The following is a 17730-nucleotide window of genomic DNA, read 5'->3' on the forward strand; positions in this document are numbered from 1 at the left end:
TTTGCCCTTTAGAGAATAAAGCGGCTTAAATCTTCGTTTTCCACCACCTCGCCGAGGGCGTTTTGCACATAGGCTTTGTCGATGCTCACTGCCTGGCCACTCATTTCGCTGGCGTCAAACGAGATTTTATCCATCAAACGCTCAAGCACGGTGTGCAAACGACGCGCGCCGATGTTCTCAGTTTTCTCATTCACGGTGAACGCCGCTTGCGCAATGGTGGCGATGGCTTCATCAGTGAAGGTGATCTCCACCCCTTCGGTTTTCATTAACGCTTGATATTGCTCGGTGAGTGAAGCATTCGGCTCGGTTAAAATGCGCTCAAAATCTTGTGCGCTCAGCGCGCCCAGCTCAACACGAATTGGCAGCCGCCCTTGTAATTCAGGAATAAGATCCGACGGGCGTGCCACTTGGAAGGCACCCGAGGCGATAAACAAAATATGGTCTGTTTTCACCATGCCGTGTTTGGTGTTGATGGTTGAGCCCTCCACCAGCGGCAACAAATCACGCTGCACGCCTTCACGCGACACATCAGGCCCTGAGGTTTCACCGCGTTTGCAGATTTTATCAATCTCATCAATAAACACGATGCCGTGCTGCTCCACCGCTTCAATCGCTTTGAGTTTCAGCTCTTCAGGGTTGATGAGCTTGGCCGCTTCGTCTTCAGTCAGCACTTTGAGCGCATCTTTAATTTTCATTTTGCGCTTTTTGGTCTGCCCGCTCGACATATTTTGAAACATCGATTGCAGCTGATTGGTCATTTCTTCCATGCCAGGAGGCGCCATAATTTCCACGCCCATCGACGCTTGCGCCACATCAATTTCAATCTCTTTGTCGTCAAGCTGGCCTTCACGCAGTTTTTTGCGGAACACTTGGCGAGTGTGGCTGGCAGTCTCCGTTTTTTCGGCCTCGCCCCACTGATTTTGCGCCGGCGGCAACAGTGCGTCTAAAATGCGCTCCTCTGCCGCTTCCTCGGCACGGTATTTATTTTTTTCAATCTCCGTGTGGCGCACCAGTTTCATCGCCACATCGGTTAAATCACGAATAATGGAATCCACCTCTTTACCCACATAACCTACTTCAGTGAATTTGGTGGCTTCCACTTTGATAAACGGTGCATTGGCCAGCTTGGCCAAACGGCGGGCGATTTCCGTTTTCCCCACGCCCGTTGGACCAATCATTAAAATATTTTTCGGTGTAACCTCATGGCGTAGCGGCTCTGGCAGCTGCATACGCCGCCAACGGTTGCGCAGGGCAATGGCCACAGCGCGTTTGGCGTCACTTTGGCCGATAATGTGGCGGTCGAGTTCGGATACAATTTCGCGAGGTGTCATCTCAGACATACTTTTTCCTTATTCTTTTTCTGGATTCGGGAGTTGCTCAATGGTGAAATTGGTGTTGGTGAACACGCAAATATCGCCGGCAATTTTGAGTGATTTTTCCACAATTTCACGGGCGGAAAGTGCGGTGTTATCCACTAGCGCGCGTGCAGCAGAAAGCGCATAATTGCCGCCCGAGCCGATAGCGAGGATTTGGTCTTCTTCAGGCTGCACCACATCGCCAAGGCCACTGATGATGAGTGACTCTTTTTCATCCGCCACAATCAACATCGCCTCTAATTTGCGCAGCGCACGGTCGGTGCGCCACTCTTTGGCCAGCTCAACCGCACTTTTGAGCAAATGCCCTTGGTGCATCTCCAGCTTGCGCTCAAACAGCTCAAACAGCGTAAATGCATCTGCCGTGCCGCCCGCAAAGCCGGCAAGCACTTTGCCGCCATACAAACGGCGCACCTTGCGCGCGTTGCCTTTCATCACGGTGTTGCCCAGCGACACTTGCCCGTCGCCCCCTACCACTACTTCGCCATTACGGCGCACACTGACTATCGTTGTCATGATTCCCTCTCGTGCAAAGCGCAACCGCACTTTGCCTTTTGCTATTCAATAGTGACTATATGGGTATGAAAACCGCACTTTCAAGGTGTGGTGAATTTAAGGCAAAAAAAAGTGCGGTCGAAACCGCACTTTGATATCCGTTGGTGTTACACCACCGCAGGGATGGCGAAGATGGTGTAAACGACGATGACAATCGCGCCCACCAGCAACGGCACGCTGGTGCGTTTGACCAGCAACAGCGGTGAAATGTTACCCGCGCCAGAGACGGCCACAATCACGCCTGACACCGGCGACATGCCGCGCGCGGTGTTGGAGACTTGCACCATTGGCGCAATCAAGTAGGCTGGGTTGATGCCCAAGTGAGCGGCTAGTTTTGGGGCAATTTCCACAAAGGCATAAAACGCGGCGTTACCCGAACCTGAAGCGATGGTCACCAGCATGGTAATTATCACCAAGGTGAGCATCATGATCAGCGCGGCTGAGCCAAATTGTTGTGTGGTATCAATCAAATCACGGATAAAGCCAATTTGGTTGAGCCCTTCAGCAAAAACGCCCGCGGCTACCAACAGCATCACCACGCCAGAGAAGGCCTCCGCCATGCCTTTGTAGCAAACTTCAATGCCTTCATAAACCGCTTGCGCACTGCGTTTGCGGATAAATTCGATCACCGCTGTGATAATAATGGTGAGCACCACCACCGCACCGAGAGAGAGTTTTGGCAAGGTTTCGCCGTTGAACAGCAAAAGGCCTGCAATCGGTAAAAATGGCAAAATGATATAAAACGTTGGTGCGTTGGTTTTCAACAAGCTATCGGCATCGACGTCATCACTTGGTTGATAGCGTGTTTGCTCTGGGTGCAAGCCCTCTTGGCGATCGCAAAAACGCTGCCAGAAAAAGTGCGTGGCCGCAATCGCCAACAGCGCGACGATACTCATTGGCAAAATGGTGAAAAACGAGAAATCGATGATGTTGGTTTCAGCTTTCTCTGCCGCCAAAATCAAATCCGCCGCGGTTGGGTTGAGGTTCACCGCCGAGGTGGTGGCGCACACCGCTGCCGCACTGGGTGCGGAGATGCCAAGGCGCGTCATGATTGGGAAGAAGGTCGCCATCAAAAATACACCCAGCGCGGTGGCCGAGCCAATCGCAAAGCCCATTTGATAGGCAATCAAATAGCCGCCGACTAGCAGCAAATACGGCGATTTAATGTGGCGCAGCGGTTTGCACAGCACGCGCACCACCACGTCGTTGGCGCCCACTTCAGACATATAATAAGAAAAGCCGATCAAAATCATGATCAATAGCCCCAAGCCGCCGCCGCGTTTTTCCATCAGGGAATAGATGTATTCGACAATGTCGGTCACGCTGGTGCCGGTGCTTTCTTTCAGCGGGGAGTTGCCCATAAAGGCGCCGACAATCAACAATGCGATGCCCGCCACAAACAACACGCCCTTGGCGTTATAGTGTTTGATGATGAAAAAGCCGACCAAAAATATGGCTAAAAATCCCAGAAGTAATCCCATGTGTTCTCCTTATCCTTTTTTGCTGAGGGCGACAATGGTGCCCAATAAAACATTGGCGGCTTGGTTCATCACATCCAGTGAAATAAACTCAAACTTACCGTGAAAATTCTCCCCGCCGGTGAACAAGTTCGGGGTTGGCAGGCCCATAAACGACAGCTGCGCACCGTCGGTGCCGCCGCGGATGGGCTCAAGATTGGGTGTAATGCCAAGGTTGGCCATCACCTGTTTTGGCACCTCAATGAGTTGCGGGTAATCGGCGACTTTTTCGCGCATATTGGCGTAGTGCTGCACCACGTCAAGCTGACCGCACTTTTCACCGTAGCGCTGGCGCATCGCCTGCAAAGTTTCGCGCAGTTGCGCTTCTTTTTCATCTAAGCCGGCGCGCTCAAAATCCCGCAAAGCGTAATGCAGCTGGCAGCGCTCAAGGCAGCCGTCGATTTTGCGCAAGTAAATAAAGCCCTCTTTGCCCTCACTGGTCGCGGGCGTCAAGTGTGCTGGCAGCGCGGCTTGAAATTCACATGCGCGCTCCCAGGCGTTGATCATTTTGCCTTTCGCGCTGCCTGGGTGCACTGCACGGCCAAAGAAGGTCACTGTTGCCTCAGCGGCGTTGAAGTTTTCAAATTGCAGCTCACCCAGCGGCCCGCCGTCGAGGGTGTAGGCAAAATCGGCGCCAAATTTTTCCACATCAAAATGCTTCGGCCCGCGGCCAATTTCTTCATCTGGGGTGAAGCCCACACGCAGTTTGCCGTGCGGAATCTCAGGGTGCGCTTGGAGGTATTCAATCACCGATAAGATGATTGCGATGCCGGATTTGTCATCGGCACCGAGCAACGATGTGCCGTCAGTGGTTACTAACGTGTGGCCTAAAAGTGCGGTCAAATTTGGGAATTGTTCAGGTGAGAGCTCATCGCCACTGCCTTTGAGCGCAATCGCTTGGCCGTCGTAATCTTCAATAATTTGTGGCCGCACATCTTTGCCGTTGAAATCCGGCGCGGTATCCACGTGCGCGAGCAAACCAAGCACTGGTGCATCGTCCACATTTGCAGGCAGGCTGGCAAACAAATAGCCTTTGTCGTCAAGCGTGATCTCGCTTAGGCCCATTTTTTGCATTTCTTGCTCTAACAGGCGCAGCAAATCCCACTGTTGTGGCGTGCTGGGCACGGTGTTGCTGGCGGCATCCGAGGTGGTGAAGACTTTCACATAGCGCAACAGGCGCTCGAGTAACGGGGTGTTGAGGTTGATTAATTCGTTCATTGATTTCTCCTTGGTTTTATCATACCCAATGATTGAAAAAGGCGGTTGATCTAAATCAAACCGCCTTTTTATTTTTATGGGTCTATCCAGTTGATGAGCGCATCCCACACTGTATCTGGGGTTAAATTCGCCATGCCACTGGCGGAAAGTGCGGTTTGGTTTTGCCCGTAGCTGCCAATCAGTTTGGGATCGGTCGCGCCATAAAGGCCAATGCACGGCACATCAAGCGCCGCTGTGAGGTGAGAAAGCCCCGTGTCCACCGCCACCACAGCGCTGGCGTTGGCTAAAATGCCCGCAATTTCGCTTAGGCTGGATTTCGGCAACACCGCGGCCTGCGGGCTTGTGGCCGCCAAGCGCTCGGCGCGTTCACGCTCGCGCGCATTGCCCCACGGCAGTTTCACCGCCATGCCAAGGGCGGCGGTGCGGGCAATCAGCTCACGCCAGTGCGCTTCCGGCCAGTGTTTGTCATCACGGGTGGTGGCGTGGATAAACACGCAATAAGGCTCAACCGCACTTTGAGTTTGAAAATGCGCTGCAATGCCGTAATCGCCCTGAGTTTGCGGCAAGGCGTAGCCCAAGGCGTGGGCAAACAACGCACGGATGCGCTCAACGGCGTGCTGCTCATAAGCAATAGCATAACGCTTATCATAAAACCATGCTGCCAGCGGCTCACGGATGCTGTGGCGATCGTAGCCGTGCTTGGTGCCGTGCGCTAGGCGGGTTGCAAAAACCGCACTTTTGATTAAGCCTTGAGCGTCAATCACCGCGTCATATTGGCTGCGTTGCAGCGTGCGGCGGTAGGCGTGATATTCCCGCCAGGTGCTGGCGTTGAACAGGGATTTTCGCCAGCGGCGAATCGCAATCGGGATCACCTGCTCCACGGCGCTATGCCAGCGCGGGATTTCGGCAAAGCCCTCTTCCACCACCCAATCAAAGCGGATTCCAGGCAGTGCTTGTTGCGCGTCGGTCAGCGCCGGCAGGGTGTGGAGCACATCGCCCATCGAGGAGGTTTTGACAATGCAGATTTTCATTGCGCCACCGCACTTTTCGCCAGCACCCGCTCAAGGGCGGCGAGCGCCATCTCTGGGGTGATGTCAATCAAACTTTGATGATAACCCTGCTCGCTGTCGCGGCTTGACCGCACTTTAATCAGCCCGCCTTTGATCAAGCGGATAATCTCCACGTTGTCGCTCAGCGGCGGGGTGTATTCTGGGCTGGTTGGGCCATAAAGCGCCACCAGCGGGCGCGTGAGCGCCGCGGCGATGTGCATCAAGCCTGAATCGTTGCTGACCACCGCATCGCAGCATGAGAGCAAATCAATCACCTCTGGCAGGCTGGTTTGGCCGGCAAGATTGACGCAAAAACGCTGGTCATCCGCGCAAAGTGCGGTTTGGATCGCCTCGCCCACTGCTTCATCTTTGGCAGAGCCGAAAATCTGCACTTGATAGCCGCGCGCAATCAATAATTTCGCCAATGCGGCATAATGAAAGTGCGGCCAGCGTTTGGCCGGGCCAAATTCCGCCCCAGGGCAAAAGCCGATCACAGGTCGATGTTCCGCCAGCGCACTTTGGTGAGCAAATTTTGCCAGTGTTTGCTCAACCGCACTTTGCTCCACTTGCAAATACGGCTTGTGGACAACCATTTCCACCGCGGCCGGCACTTGGTCTTTATCAAACCCCAGCGCCACATAGCGCTGCACCATGAGTGGATAATCGTGTTTATTTTTACGCCAATCATTAAGCAGACCGTAGCGGCTTTCCCCAAGCCAGCCACGGCGGTGGGCAATGCGCGCGAAAAACGGCACCAAGGCGGATTTGAAGGAATTGGGCAGCACAATCGCCATGTCGTATTGCCCGCGCAAGGTTTTACCTAGGCGATAGCGCTCGGCGAGGGCAAAGCGGCCGTGACCAATGGGCATTTCAAGGGCGTGGCGCACCTCGGGCATGCGCGTGAGCAGCGCACGGCACCAATTCGGCGCAAGCACGTCGATGTTACAGTCGTTATAGCGTTGTTTGAGCTGTTGATAAAGGCTGTGAGACATCATCATATCCCCCACCCACGACGGCCCAATAATGAGAATATTCACCGCACTTTACCTTTATCGATTAAGCCACGCCATGTATTCCGCCACCCCTTCTGCCACGTTTTTAAATGGCTTGTCGTAGCCGGCGGTGCGCAGTTTGGTCAAATCCGCTTGGGTATATTCTTGATAGCGGCTTTTTAAATGTTCAGGGAATGGGATAGTTTCAATCTCGCCTTTGCCGTGGTAGGCAATCACCGCTTTGGCGATTTCTTCAAAGCTCTCGGCGTTGCCGGTGCCACAGTTATAAATGCCAGACACGCCGTGCTCCCAGCACCATAAATTGACCGCCGCCACATCGCCAACGTAAACAAAATCACGGCGGAAATGCTCGCTGCCTTGGAATAATTTGGGATTTTCGCCGTTTAAAATTTGATTATTCAAATGAAACGCCACGCTCGCCATGCTGCCTTTGTGGCTCTCACGCGGGCCATAAACGTTGAAGTAGCGAAAACCGCACACAGGCGATTGCGCCTCGGGCAAAATCTCGCGCACATATTGGTCAAACAAAAATTTGGAATAGCCGTACACATTAAGCGGCGCCTCAAACTGGCGCTCTTCCACAAAGGTGTCGCGGTCGCCGTAGGTCGCGGCTGAAGAAGCATAAAGAAACGGAATGTGGCGCTCAAGGCAGTAATGCAGCAACTCTTTGGAGTATTCATAGTTGTTTTGCATCATGTATTTGCCATTCCACTCGGTGGTGGCTGAGCACGCCCCCTCGTGGAACACTGCATCAATGGGGCCAAAGTCGTCGCCGGCGATAATCGAGGCGATGAAATCTTCTTTGTCGCAATAATCAGCGATGTCTAAATCCACCATGTTGGCAAATTTGGTGCCGTCGGTGAGGTTGTCGACCACCAAAATATCGCGCCGGCCCTTGTCGTTCAATGCTTTCACAATGTTGCTGCCGATAAAGCCAGCGCCACCCGTTACAATAATCATACGCGTATCCTTTTTGTGTTTTTCTTCATTGTAAAGGATTTTGCACGCAAGCAAAACAAAAAGTGCGGTCAGGCACCCCAAACCGCACTTTGCATCCTGCGAGCCAATTAGTAGCTGGAGTTGATCAGCACCTCTTCGCCGTAGCCACCCACCGTTGGCAGCGGTTGGTAAGTGGAGTTGGCCGCACGGATAATGCGAATGCCACGAATGCCCGCCTCGCGCGCGGCTAAGATGTCATCATCGCTGTCGCCGTAATGAATTTGTACGTTGTGAGCCTTGATGGCTGGCGTTTTGTTGTATTTGGTATCACGCGGTTTGCCACCCATAAATTCCACCGGCTGCATATTTTTGATGCCGAAATCTTTTTGCAAAATTGGCGTCACGCCGTCCACATCACCCGCGGTGCGGCCAGTGATGAAATAAATGGTATCGCCGCGTTTTTGGTGCATTTCAATCAAGTCATGGGCAATTTTTTTCGGAATAGAATATTGGTCACAGCCGGCGTTGACTTCATTCCAGAAGTCTTGGTTTTTCAAATAATCGCCGCTGTTTGGGGAATATTTTTGTTGCCCTTGATAAAAGCACGGGCTGGAGAACAGCACAGTGTCATCAATGTCAAAGCTCACCGCCATCGGCTCAACGCCTTTGAGTTCTTTGGCCAGTTGCTCAACAGAGATCCAATGCACGGGGGCTTCCACTAACATTTCTTTGGCGTTGGTGCCCGCTTGGCTATAAGGCTCTTTTGGCGCGGCTAGGGCTGAAATTGTGCTCGCGCCGAATGCTGCGGCGAGTAAAACAGCGATCCATTGTTTTTTCATTTGTGACTCCTGTGTGTTCTAAAAGGAAAATAAGGAGCGCCATTTTACCCAAAGCGGCGCGCAAAAAATGCGATCCGCTTCAAAGTTTCGTTTGTTGAAAATCAATCGCTGAAAAAATCCCCAGCGACTGCTGGGGAGGTGGTTAGCGGCGGCGGAAATTGAGCAACACAATGGCCAGCACAATGATGATGCCCGCCAAATCAGTGATGTGTTCTGGGGTAATCAACATCAACGAGCCACCAGCAAGCACCACGCGCTGCCACAGCGGCATCGGTTGTTTGAAATACCCTTCCAGTGCGGCAGAAAGGCCAAGCACGCCGATAATGGAGGTGACAATCACGCTGATAATCGCCAACACACTCGGCAGCGGGAACTCGCGCGCGGTGATGGCCAGCCCCGTTGGGTCAATCATCAACATGGTTGGGTTGTAAACAAACATAAACGGCACGATAAAGCCCGCCAGCGCCAAGCGCAAAGACTGCCAGCCGGTTTTCATCGGATCCCCGCCTGAAATGCCCGCGCCGGCAAAGGCCGCCAGTGCCACCGGTGGCGTGATGTTAGCGAAAATGCCGAAATAAAACACAAACATATGCGCCACCAACACTGGGATATCAAAGGTCGCCAGCGCCGGTGCAGCCATGGTGGCGGTGATGATATACGCCGGAATCGACGGCAAGCCCATCCCAAGCACCATTGAGGCGAGCATGGTTAAAATCAAGGTCAACAGCAAAGAGCCAGCACCTAAGGTCACGATGGATGAAGTCATCACCGAGCCAAAGCTGGTGAGGTTCACCACGCCGATCACGATGCCAACCACGGCACAGGCGGCCATCACAGGCAGCGCTTGGCGCGCGCCATCTTCAAGTGCGCCGAGAATATCGCGCCAGCCCATGCGAGTTTCTTTGCGAATTTGGCTCACCAGCACCGTAATCCCAATAGTGTACGCCGCGGCGTAGCCAATCGGCACCGATTCAATCAAAAACCACACCAACGCGACAATCGGCAGCAGCATATGCCCGCGGGCTTTCATCACTGCTTTGAGTTGCGGCAACTGATCGCGCGCAATGCCTTTGAGGTTGCGTTTGCCCGCGCGGAAATGCACCTGCGCAATCACACTTAAATAATAGAGCACCGCTGGCAGCAAGGCGGCCAGCGCAATGGTGGCGTAGCTCACGCCTGTGGTTTCGGCCATGATAAAAGCACTCGCCCCCATAATCGGTGGCAGCACTTGCCCACCGACAGAGGCACTGGCCTCCACGGCGCCGGCAAACTCTTTGCGATAACCGATTTTTTTCATCAGCGGGATAGTAAACGCCCCGGTGCTGACCACGTTGGCCACCGCCGCGCCGTTAATGCTGCCCATAAAGCCGCTGGAGATCACAGCCACTTTGGCCGGCCCCCCTTGTTTGTCGCCCGCCAACGCCAAGGCCAAATCGTTAAACAGTTGCCCCATGCCTGAGCGGCCTAAAAACGCCCCAAAGAGGATAAACAAAAAGATAAAAGTCACCGACGCGCCAATGGCGGAGGAATAGAGCCCCTCGGTTTTGAGATAAAGCTGGCCGAAAATATCGCCAATGTCATAAGGGCGTGTGAGCAGGCGATCGGGCATAAAACTCATCGAGCTGATAAACGGATAAACCAAAAAGATCAGCGCAAAAATCACCAAAATCCAGCCTGTGATACGCCGCGCCGCCTCCAGCACCACCAGCACGGTGAGCATGGCAAAAATAATGTCTAAATCATTCGGGATGCCGCCGCGCACGGTCATGATGGCATCGTATTGCACCATCAAATAGCCCACGCCCGCCAGCGCCGCCAGCCCCCAGAGCCAATCAAACCAGGCAATTTTGTCGCGCCGCGCCGATTTGCTCACCGGGTAAAGCAAAAAAATCAGCAAGCAGCCCACGCCCACATGAATGGCGCGCTGCAACAACGTTGGCATGGGATAAAACGTGATATAGAGGTGGAAAAGGGAGTAAAAAAATCGCAATGGCAGCCACAAGCTTTTGCGCCACGCCACCTGAGAGGTGGCGGGTGACGGATTCACGATCGAATTTTTCAAAATGGCTTGTTCGTGCGCCCCTAACGCATTGGGCGCGTGCTGCTTGTCACTCATGACATGTTCTCCATAAAAACATAAAAAAATGGATGCGACTGCGCACGAATGCGCAGCGTGCTGTATTGCGGCAAGCGTTGATAAAGCGCAAGCGTTTTGCCGTTGATCTCAAGCGTGCCTTGCATATTGGCAGACACCGCCCAATTGAGCTCAGGCATATTAATCTCTCGCTTAAACCCCACAAAGCCAGGCGGGGCGTCAATCACCTCACCTTTTGACGGTGTGCCCGCGCCAAAGGTCTGCATCCAGGTGGCGGTGAGGGTGAGCACCTCACCTTGGGCGCGATAGTGCTCAATCCACCACTGATGCTCCACCGAGTGGCGCCAGCGCAGGCGAAATTCATCGCCTTTTAACAGGCAATGCAGGGTTTCGCCGTCAAGCTCAATACCCTGCATTGGCACAAAAGCGCAAAGTGCGGTCAGAGCTAACGCCGTCAAACCGCACTTTAGCTTATTCATTATTTGGCATTCACTTCAGCGTAGTATTTCTCCGCGCCTGGGTGCAACGGTGCCACCAAGCCCTCTTGTGCGCCTTCCACCGTGATGGCTTTGGCCGCTTGGTGCGCGGTGGCCAACTCAGGCAGGCTTTCAAAGAACTGCTTGGTTAATTTATACACATCATCAGTGCTCATTTTGGTTTGCACCACGAGCGCATTTTTAATCGCCACCGTCGGCACAGGCTCTTGGTTGCCGTATGTGTTGGCTGGGATGTCCATCGGCGTGAAGTACGGCTTGCTTTCCGCAATCTTCGCCGCGCCGTCCGCTGGGATGCTCACCAATTGCAAATCAAAGCCTTGTTGCAGCTCCATCAACGAGGAGTTTGGCAGGCCGCTGGTTAAAAACGCCGCGTCAATTTTGCCCGTTTTGAGGGCATCGGCCGCCTCGGCGTAGCCTAAATAATCAACGGTGATGTCGTTATAGGTGATGCCAAAGCCCTCCAACAAATTACGCGCGTTGACCTCAACGCCTGAGTTTTGCGCGCCAGTGGCCACGCGTTTGCCTTTGAGATCGGTAATGGTTTTAATGCCCGTTTTACCTGAAGTCACAATTTGCACAAAGTTCGGGTACAACGCCGCGATTTCGCTGACGCTGTCGAGTTTTTGGCTAAAATTCCCTGTGCCGTTGACCGCATCGCTGAGCACATCGCTCATCACAAACGCCATTTCCACTTTGCCTTGATTAATCAAATTAATATTTTCAACCGAAGCACCCGTGGTTTGGGTTTTGGAGTTGGTTTTGAACACTTTTGAATAGGTCTCCGCCAACGTGGTGCCAATGATGTTATAAGGCCCCGAAGCACCACCGGTTGCAATGGTGACAAATTTGCTCTCAAGCCCTTGGCTGGCGGCAGGTTGGGCGCTGGCATTGGCATTTTCTGCACTTTGCGCAGGCTTTTTGTCGTCGCAGGCGCTCAAGGTCAACACGCTCACCGCGCCGATGGCCAAAGCAAGGGTACTTTTCATCAATTTCATAGGCTCTCCTTTTATGATGTAACTCGTTTTTAGCATTTCTGTAACATTGAAAATATGATCTCTGTCTAAAACTGTCAATAAAATATCCAAATTAATGCGAGAAAATGTGAGCTAACTCTACATTCTTATGATTTTCAGTTATAATAAAACCGCACTTTTACAATGAAAATGCACAAGAATTTAAGGAGTTATATGACCTCATTTATTAAGCGTTTTCTCAAAATGGAATCCGCCGGCGGCATCATCTTGCTCGCCACTGCGTTGCTCGCACTGGCCTATGCCAACTCACCGTGGGCGGGGAGCTATTTTGGATTTCTTAACACAAAATTGACCATCAGCTTTGGCGAATACGGTTTATCTAAAGCCTTGTTGTTGTGGATCAACGACGGATTGATGGCGGTGTTTTTCTTGCTCGTGGGCCTTGAGGTCAAGCGCGAGATTTTAATAGGCTCGCTGTCGAGCTACCAGCAGGCGATTTTGCCCGTGCTTGCCGCCATTGGGGGCATGGTGGTGCCAGCGCTGGTGTTTTGGGGCATCAACCAGCATGACCCGGTGGCGATGGAAGGTTGGGCCATCCCGATGGCGACCGACATCGCCTTTGCCTTGGGGATTTTAGCCCTGCTTGGGCGTCGCATCCCGTTGGCGTTGAAGATCTTTTTGCTCGCCTTGGCGATTATTGACGACCTCGGCGCGATTGTGGTGATCGCCATTTTCTATGCCAGCGATCTCAGCACTGGCGCGATGATTGGCGCGGGCATTTGCTTAGCGCTGCTGGTGATCATGAACCGCATGCGCGTCAGCTCCCTGACAGGCTACATGCTGGTGGGCTTGGTGCTGTGGGTGTGCGTGCTGAAATCTGGCGTGCATGCCACATTGGCAGGCGTGATTTTGGGCTTTACTATTCCGCTGGAAGACAAAGACGGCCACAGCCCGCTTGAACACCTTGAGCACACCCTCACGCCGTGGTCAGCGTTTTTCATTTTGCCAATTTTCGCCTTTGCTAATGCGGGCGTGTCGCTGGCAGGCGTGAATAGTGACACCTTATTCAGCGCGCTGCCAATGGGCATCAGCGCCGGGCTTTTGGTGGGTAAAACCTTGGGCGTGTTTGGCTTTGCTTTTTTGGCGATCAAACTCGGCGTGGCCAAATTGCCAGACAAAGTGCGGTTGAAGCACATTTTTGGCGTGGCGATGCTCTGCGGCATCGGCTTTACCATGGCGATGTTCCTCTCAGGCTTGGCCTTTGAAAACGCCAGCGAAGAGATTAACACCCTCTCACGCATCGGCATTTTGATGGGCTCACTGGTGTCAGCAATTTTGGGTTATGTCACCCTGCGCGTGTTCACACACCGCAAACCCAAACCGCAGTTAACCCGCGTTTAACCAAAGTGCGGTTTGACCGCACTTTTAATGCATAAAAAAAGCGAGCACCAAGCTCGCTTTTTTCTACTGCGCGAATTACGCATAAACTGGGAAGCGTTTGCACAACGCCAGCACTTTTTCCTTGGTTTGCGCAATCACGTCATCGCTGTCAATATTGTCTAACACATCACACATCCAGCCGGCGAGTTCTTTCGCTTCTTGCTCTTTAAAGCCACGGCGAGTGATAGACGGTGTGCCAACACGGATGCCTGAGGTGACAAACGGGCTTTTCGGATCGTTTGGCACGGCATTTTTGTTCACTGTGATGTTCGCTTTGCCCAATGCGGCGTCTGCGGCTTTGCCAGTCAAGCCTTTGTTGACCAAATCCACCAAGAACAGGTGGTTTTCTGTGCCGTTAGACACGATGTCGTAACCGCGGTCTTTAAACACCTCTACCATCGCTTTGGCGTTTTTCACCACTTGTTGCTGATAGGCTTTAAATTCTGGCTCCATCGCCTCTTTAAAGCACACCGCTTTGGCGGCAATCACGTGCATTAACGGGCCGCCTTGGCCGGCTGGGAACACGGCGCTGTTGAGTTTTTTATACAACTCTTCATTACCACCTTTGGCCAAAATCAAGCCACCGCGAGGGCCGGCTAAGGTTTTGTGGGTGGTGGTGGTGACAATGTGGGCGTGCTCAATTGGGCTTGGGTAAACGCCTGCGGCGATAAGGCCGGCCACGTGTGCCATGTCAACAAACAAGTAAGCGCCCACTTCATCAGCAATTTCACGCATTTTGGCCCAATCCACCACTTGTGAATAGGCTGAAAAACCACCGACGATCATTTTCGGTTTCACGTCATGGGCTTGCTTGCGCAGCGCATCGTAGTCAATCACGCCATCATCGGTGATACCGTATTGCTCGGCGTGATAAATTTTGCCTGAAAAGCTCACCGCCGCACCGTGGGTCAAGTGCCCGCCGTGGGCCAAGCTCATGCCCAAAATGGTGTCACCTGGTTGCAGCAGCGCCATGTAAACCGCGGCGTTAGCTTGTGAGCCTGAGTGCGGTTGCACGTTGGCATAATCGGCTCCGAAGAGCGCTTTGGCGCGATCAATTGCCAATTGCTCAATCACATCCACGTGCTCACAGCCGCCGTAGTAGCGTTTGCCTGGGTAACCTTCGGCATATTTGTTGGTCAATTGCGAGCCTTGCGCTTCCATCACGCGAGGGCTGGCGTAGTTTTCAGAGGCGATAAGCTCAATGTGCTCATCTTGGCGGCGGTCTTCCGCTTTGATAGCCTCCCACAGCTGCGGGTCGTAGTCTGCAATGTTCATGGCGCGTTTTAACATAGTGTTTCCTTGTGTCAATGGGGGTTGAATGTGTATAGTCTAACGGTTTTTGCGCGCGGTTCAAGCGCGCAGGGCATCAATTTTTTCACGCATGAATGAATCGCATTCATCAGCGCTTACAGCCACCATAAAATTTATGCTCACCAATGCGCTGCTCGTAATTAAATTTCTCCGGCGAAAAATCCAGCAGCCGAAAGTCAATTTCATTGCCTTGCTCGTCATCGCTTGACAGCGCCTCAAACAGCGCCTGCTCAATTTTTTGCGCTTGCGGGTTATCGGCCAACATGGCTTTCGCCTCGGCGGAAAAGGCACGCTGCACCTGATTTTCATCCAGTGTCATGATCAAATGCCCCGCCTTGAGCGCCCAGTGGCCACGGGCTTGACTGTGATAACGCAACACCGGCTTTTCAATTGGCGTTTCGGCAATGCCTTGGCTTGTGAAGGTGCCGTCGGCGTTAAATTCCGTGGCATCAATCGTGCCAAGGCTGATGTCGTCATAACTCACGCCGCACAGCCATTTGCCGTGTAAATCGGCCGGTTTCACCGTCACGGCCGCAGCATTGAGGCTGGCCAAAAGGCAAAGTGCGGTCACAATTGGCTTCATCACTGCCCTCCTGATTGCTTGTGGGCGCGCACGCAGCCGCCGAAATAACTCTCATCGCCACGATGCTGCACATAAGAAAACTCCCGCGCGCTGACATCAATCAACTCCACGCGGCTGGCCACATCGCCTGGGCGGTGCGCGGCATTGGCGCGAGCAAACAGCGCTTGCTCTTGCGCGCGCCATTTTTTCGATTTTTTCAATTTGCGCATAGTCCCGTCGCTATGCTGACGGGTCAGCTCGGCATTCGTGACCTGAAAATCCACCTGATTACCCTGCTGCTGCCAGCGTCCTGTAAACGTTTGTGCAAAGCGGAATTGCGGCTTGTTGATGGGGTAAACAAAACTGCCCTTGCCCTCAAAGCGGCCATCGGGCAAAAAGCGGATGTAGTCTGTCTGCGCCATATTTTGCTTTTTGTGCGTCATCGGGCAAACCCAATCGCCCACCAGCGACGAGGTTGACTGGCTGCCCAAGTGCGGTGCGCAGCCACCCAGCAGCAACAAGCCAAGTGCGGTTAAAAGGCGCTTCACTCATTGCTCCTGCTCACGCGCAATGGCACGATGGCCAATATCACGGCGATAAAACCGCCCATCCCAGCTGATCTTCTCCGCCAGTTGCAACGCTTTAGCCTGCGCGTCTGTGACGTTTTCACCTAGTGCGGTGACACACAGCACGCGCCCACCGTCGGTAACAAAATTGCCTTTGCTTTCCTTCACGCCCGCCAAAAAGACTTTGCCGCCCTCAAGTGCGGTTTTGATGCCAGAAATCACATCTCCTTTGCGATATTCCCCTGGGTAGCCCTCAGCGGCCAGCACAATGCCAAGGGCGGCTTGCGCGCGCCAGCGTGAACGCACAGTGTCAAGCTGGCCATCGCAGGCAGCAAGGCACAATTCCACCAAGTCAGATTCCAAACGCATCATAATCGGCTGGGTTTCAGGGTCGCCAAAGCGGCAGTTGTATTCAATCACCTTCGGCTGGCCGTTTGGCATGATCATCAATCCAGCATATAAAAAGCCGGTGTAGGTGTTGCCCTCCGCCGCCATGCCTTCAACGGTTGGGATGATGACCTCTTGCATAATGCGTTGATGAATCTCATCGCTGACCACCGGTGCAGGGGAATAAGCACCCATGCCGCCAGTGTTCAAGCCGCTGTCGCCTTCGCCCACGCGTTTATGATCTTGGCTGCTGGCCATCGGCTCGATATGTTTGCCATCAACCATCACGATAAAGCTGGCCTCTTCGCCGTCTAAAAATTCTTCCACCACAATGCGGTGACCCGCGTCTCCAAAGGCATTGCCCGCGAGCATATCGCGCACCGCACTTTCGGCTTCTTCCAGCGTCATCGCCACAATCACGCCTTTGCCTGCTGCCAAGCCGTCGGCTTTGACCACAATCGGCGCGCCTTTTTCACGCACATAAGCCAAGGCTGGTTCCACTTCGGTGAAATTGGCATACTCCGCCGTTGGGATGTTATGGCGAGCCAGGAAATCTTTGGTAAAGGCTTTTGAACCTTCAAGTTGGGCGGCCGCTTTGGTTGGGCCGAAGATTTTCAACCCCGCGGCACGAAAGGCATCAACCACGCCGAGCACCAATGGCGCTTCAGGGCCAACGATGGTCAAGTCGATGGCTTTTTCGCGGGCAAATTCCACCAAGCGGGCAACGTCGGTGACGGCAATAGCGATGTTTTCAACTTTGGGCTCAAGTGCGGTGCCCGCATTGCCAGGGGCGACAAAGACGCGTTCAACTTGGTTCGATTGTGCCACTTTCCAGGCCAGTGCGTGTTCACGCCCCCCGTTTCCTATGATTAAGATGTTCATCCTGTGTCCTTTTGGTGAGGTTGGTTTGGTGTTTGAGGGTATTTTAACCGTTCTTTTACTTTTCTGCTCGTTTTTTATTTAAGATGTTGTGTGGGCGCTTTTATAACTCCGTCACCACTATCGCCTTTCCGCCTGCGGCGGCGACCGCACTTTTCTCTTTCATGACGCCGTCATCACTATCTTTTCCGCCTGCGGCGGGCGCTCTTTTTTCTGCTATCACTCCGTCATGCCGCTACGGTTTCGCCGCTGGCGACCCGATTTCTTTGCTTGTCCAAAGAAAGGAAGCAAAGAAACGGCAATGGCCCCTGTCCATAAGATATTCGCTTAGCGCCAAATTGCTACTCGCTGAAGGATCACACCCTCATCGTCTAGCACTTTAGGCACCCGCTCAGCATCTTATTCCGGGGGCGATCGCATGACCAAGTTTTGATTTTTAAAAAACATAAAGTGCGGTTATACATGATTTTAAAGTACGGTTTGCGATCGTTTAGACCGCACTTTGTATTTTAACCC

Annotated in this window: 15 protein-coding genes and 1 pseudogene; 1 reads left to right on the forward strand and 15 read right to left on the reverse strand. The window is 53.2% G+C overall.

Annotated elements, in window-relative coordinates; genetic code table 11:
* Positions 1–8: 8 nt before the first annotated feature.
* The 11 genes and pseudogenes from hslU to HPC37_RS08450 form a co-directional block, all read right to left on the reverse strand.
* The gene (gene hslU, locus HPC37_RS08400; protein ID WP_208122707.1) at positions 9–1340 is read right to left on the reverse strand and encodes an ATP-dependent protease ATPase subunit HslU; all 1332 of its coding nucleotides are present in this window, start codon (positions 1338–1340) and stop codon (positions 9–11) included.
* Positions 1341–1349: 9 nt separating this feature from the next.
* Positions 1350–1889, reverse strand: coding sequence for an ATP-dependent protease subunit HslV (hslV, locus tag HPC37_RS08405; RefSeq protein ID WP_208122708.1), 540 nt, complete (start codon positions 1887–1889; stop codon positions 1350–1352).
* A gap of 146 nt (positions 1890–2035) precedes the next feature.
* Entirely contained in the window at positions 2036–3409 is a 1374-nt protein-coding gene (dcuC, locus tag HPC37_RS08410) for an anaerobic C4-dicarboxylate transporter DcuC (RefSeq protein WP_208122709.1), read from the reverse strand.
* Between the two features lie 9 nt (positions 3410–3418).
* Entirely contained in the window at positions 3419–4663 is a 1245-nt protein-coding gene (gene pepT, locus HPC37_RS08415) for a peptidase T (RefSeq protein ID WP_208122710.1), read from the reverse strand.
* 74 nt (positions 4664–4737) lie between these two features.
* Complete coding sequence (gene rfaC / locus HPC37_RS08420; RefSeq protein ID WP_208122711.1) at positions 4738–5694, reverse strand: lipopolysaccharide heptosyltransferase RfaC; 957 nt, start codon at positions 5692–5694, stop codon at positions 4738–4740.
* On the reverse strand, positions 5691–6749 hold the full coding sequence (gene waaF / locus HPC37_RS08425) for a lipopolysaccharide heptosyltransferase II (RefSeq protein ID WP_208122712.1): 1059 nt from the start codon (positions 6747–6749) through the stop codon (positions 5691–5693). Before waaF ends, rfaC begins: the two co-directional genes overlap by 4 nt.
* A gap of 12 nt (positions 6750–6761) precedes the next feature.
* Positions 6762–7685, reverse strand: a complete 924-nt coding sequence (gene rfaD / locus HPC37_RS08430; protein ID WP_208122713.1) for an ADP-glyceromanno-heptose 6-epimerase — start codon at positions 7683–7685, stop codon at positions 6762–6764.
* 107 nt (positions 7686–7792) lie between these two features.
* The gene (gene aphA / locus HPC37_RS08435; RefSeq protein ID WP_208122714.1) at positions 7793–8503 is read right to left on the reverse strand and encodes an acid phosphatase AphA; all 711 of its coding nucleotides are present in this window, start codon (positions 8501–8503) and stop codon (positions 7793–7795) included.
* 142 nt (positions 8504–8645) lie between these two features.
* Positions 8646–10619, reverse strand: a pseudogene (locus tag HPC37_RS08440) (TRAP transporter permease).
* Positions 10616–11077 carry a DUF1850 domain-containing protein gene (locus tag HPC37_RS08445; RefSeq protein WP_208122715.1) on the reverse strand — a complete coding sequence of 154 codons (462 nt, stop codon included), beginning with the start codon at positions 11075–11077 and terminating at the stop codon, positions 10616–10618. Before HPC37_RS08445 ends, HPC37_RS08440 begins: the two are co-directional and overlap by 4 nt.
* Positions 11077–12090: a TAXI family TRAP transporter solute-binding subunit gene (locus HPC37_RS08450; protein WP_208122716.1), complete on the reverse strand. Its 1014-nt coding sequence runs from the start codon at positions 12088–12090 to the stop codon at positions 11077–11079. The genes HPC37_RS08445 and HPC37_RS08450 overlap by 1 nt, the downstream gene beginning before the upstream one ends.
* A gap of 192 nt (positions 12091–12282) precedes the next feature.
* On the opposite strand from HPC37_RS08450, the gene nhaA reads away from it, so the two are divergent.
* Positions 12283–13470, forward strand: coding sequence for a Na+/H+ antiporter NhaA (gene nhaA, locus HPC37_RS08455; protein ID WP_208122717.1), 1188 nt, complete (start codon positions 12283–12285; stop codon positions 13468–13470).
* 75 nt (positions 13471–13545) lie between these two features.
* Here nhaA and glyA read toward each other — a convergent pair whose 3' ends face one another.
* The 4 genes from glyA to purD form a co-directional block, all read right to left on the reverse strand.
* Entirely contained in the window at positions 13546–14799 is a 1254-nt protein-coding gene (gene glyA, locus HPC37_RS08460; protein ID WP_208122718.1) for a serine hydroxymethyltransferase, read from the reverse strand.
* Positions 14800–14908: 109 nt separating this feature from the next.
* Complete coding sequence (locus HPC37_RS08465; protein ID WP_208122719.1) at positions 14909–15406, reverse strand: hypothetical protein; 498 nt, start codon at positions 15404–15406, stop codon at positions 14909–14911.
* Positions 15403–15930 carry a hypothetical protein gene (locus tag HPC37_RS08470; protein WP_208122720.1) on the reverse strand — a complete coding sequence of 176 codons (528 nt, stop codon included), beginning with the start codon at positions 15928–15930 and terminating at the stop codon, positions 15403–15405. Before HPC37_RS08470 ends, HPC37_RS08465 begins: the two co-directional genes overlap by 4 nt.
* Positions 15931–17217, reverse strand: coding sequence for a phosphoribosylamine--glycine ligase (purD, locus tag HPC37_RS08475; RefSeq protein WP_208122721.1), 1287 nt, complete (start codon positions 17215–17217; stop codon positions 15931–15933).
* Positions 17218–17730: the final 513 nt, after the last annotated feature.

This window comes from Spirabiliibacterium mucosae (assembly GCF_014884965.1).
Taxonomy (GTDB): Bacteria; Pseudomonadota; Gammaproteobacteria; order Enterobacterales; family Pasteurellaceae; genus Spirabiliibacterium; species Spirabiliibacterium mucosae.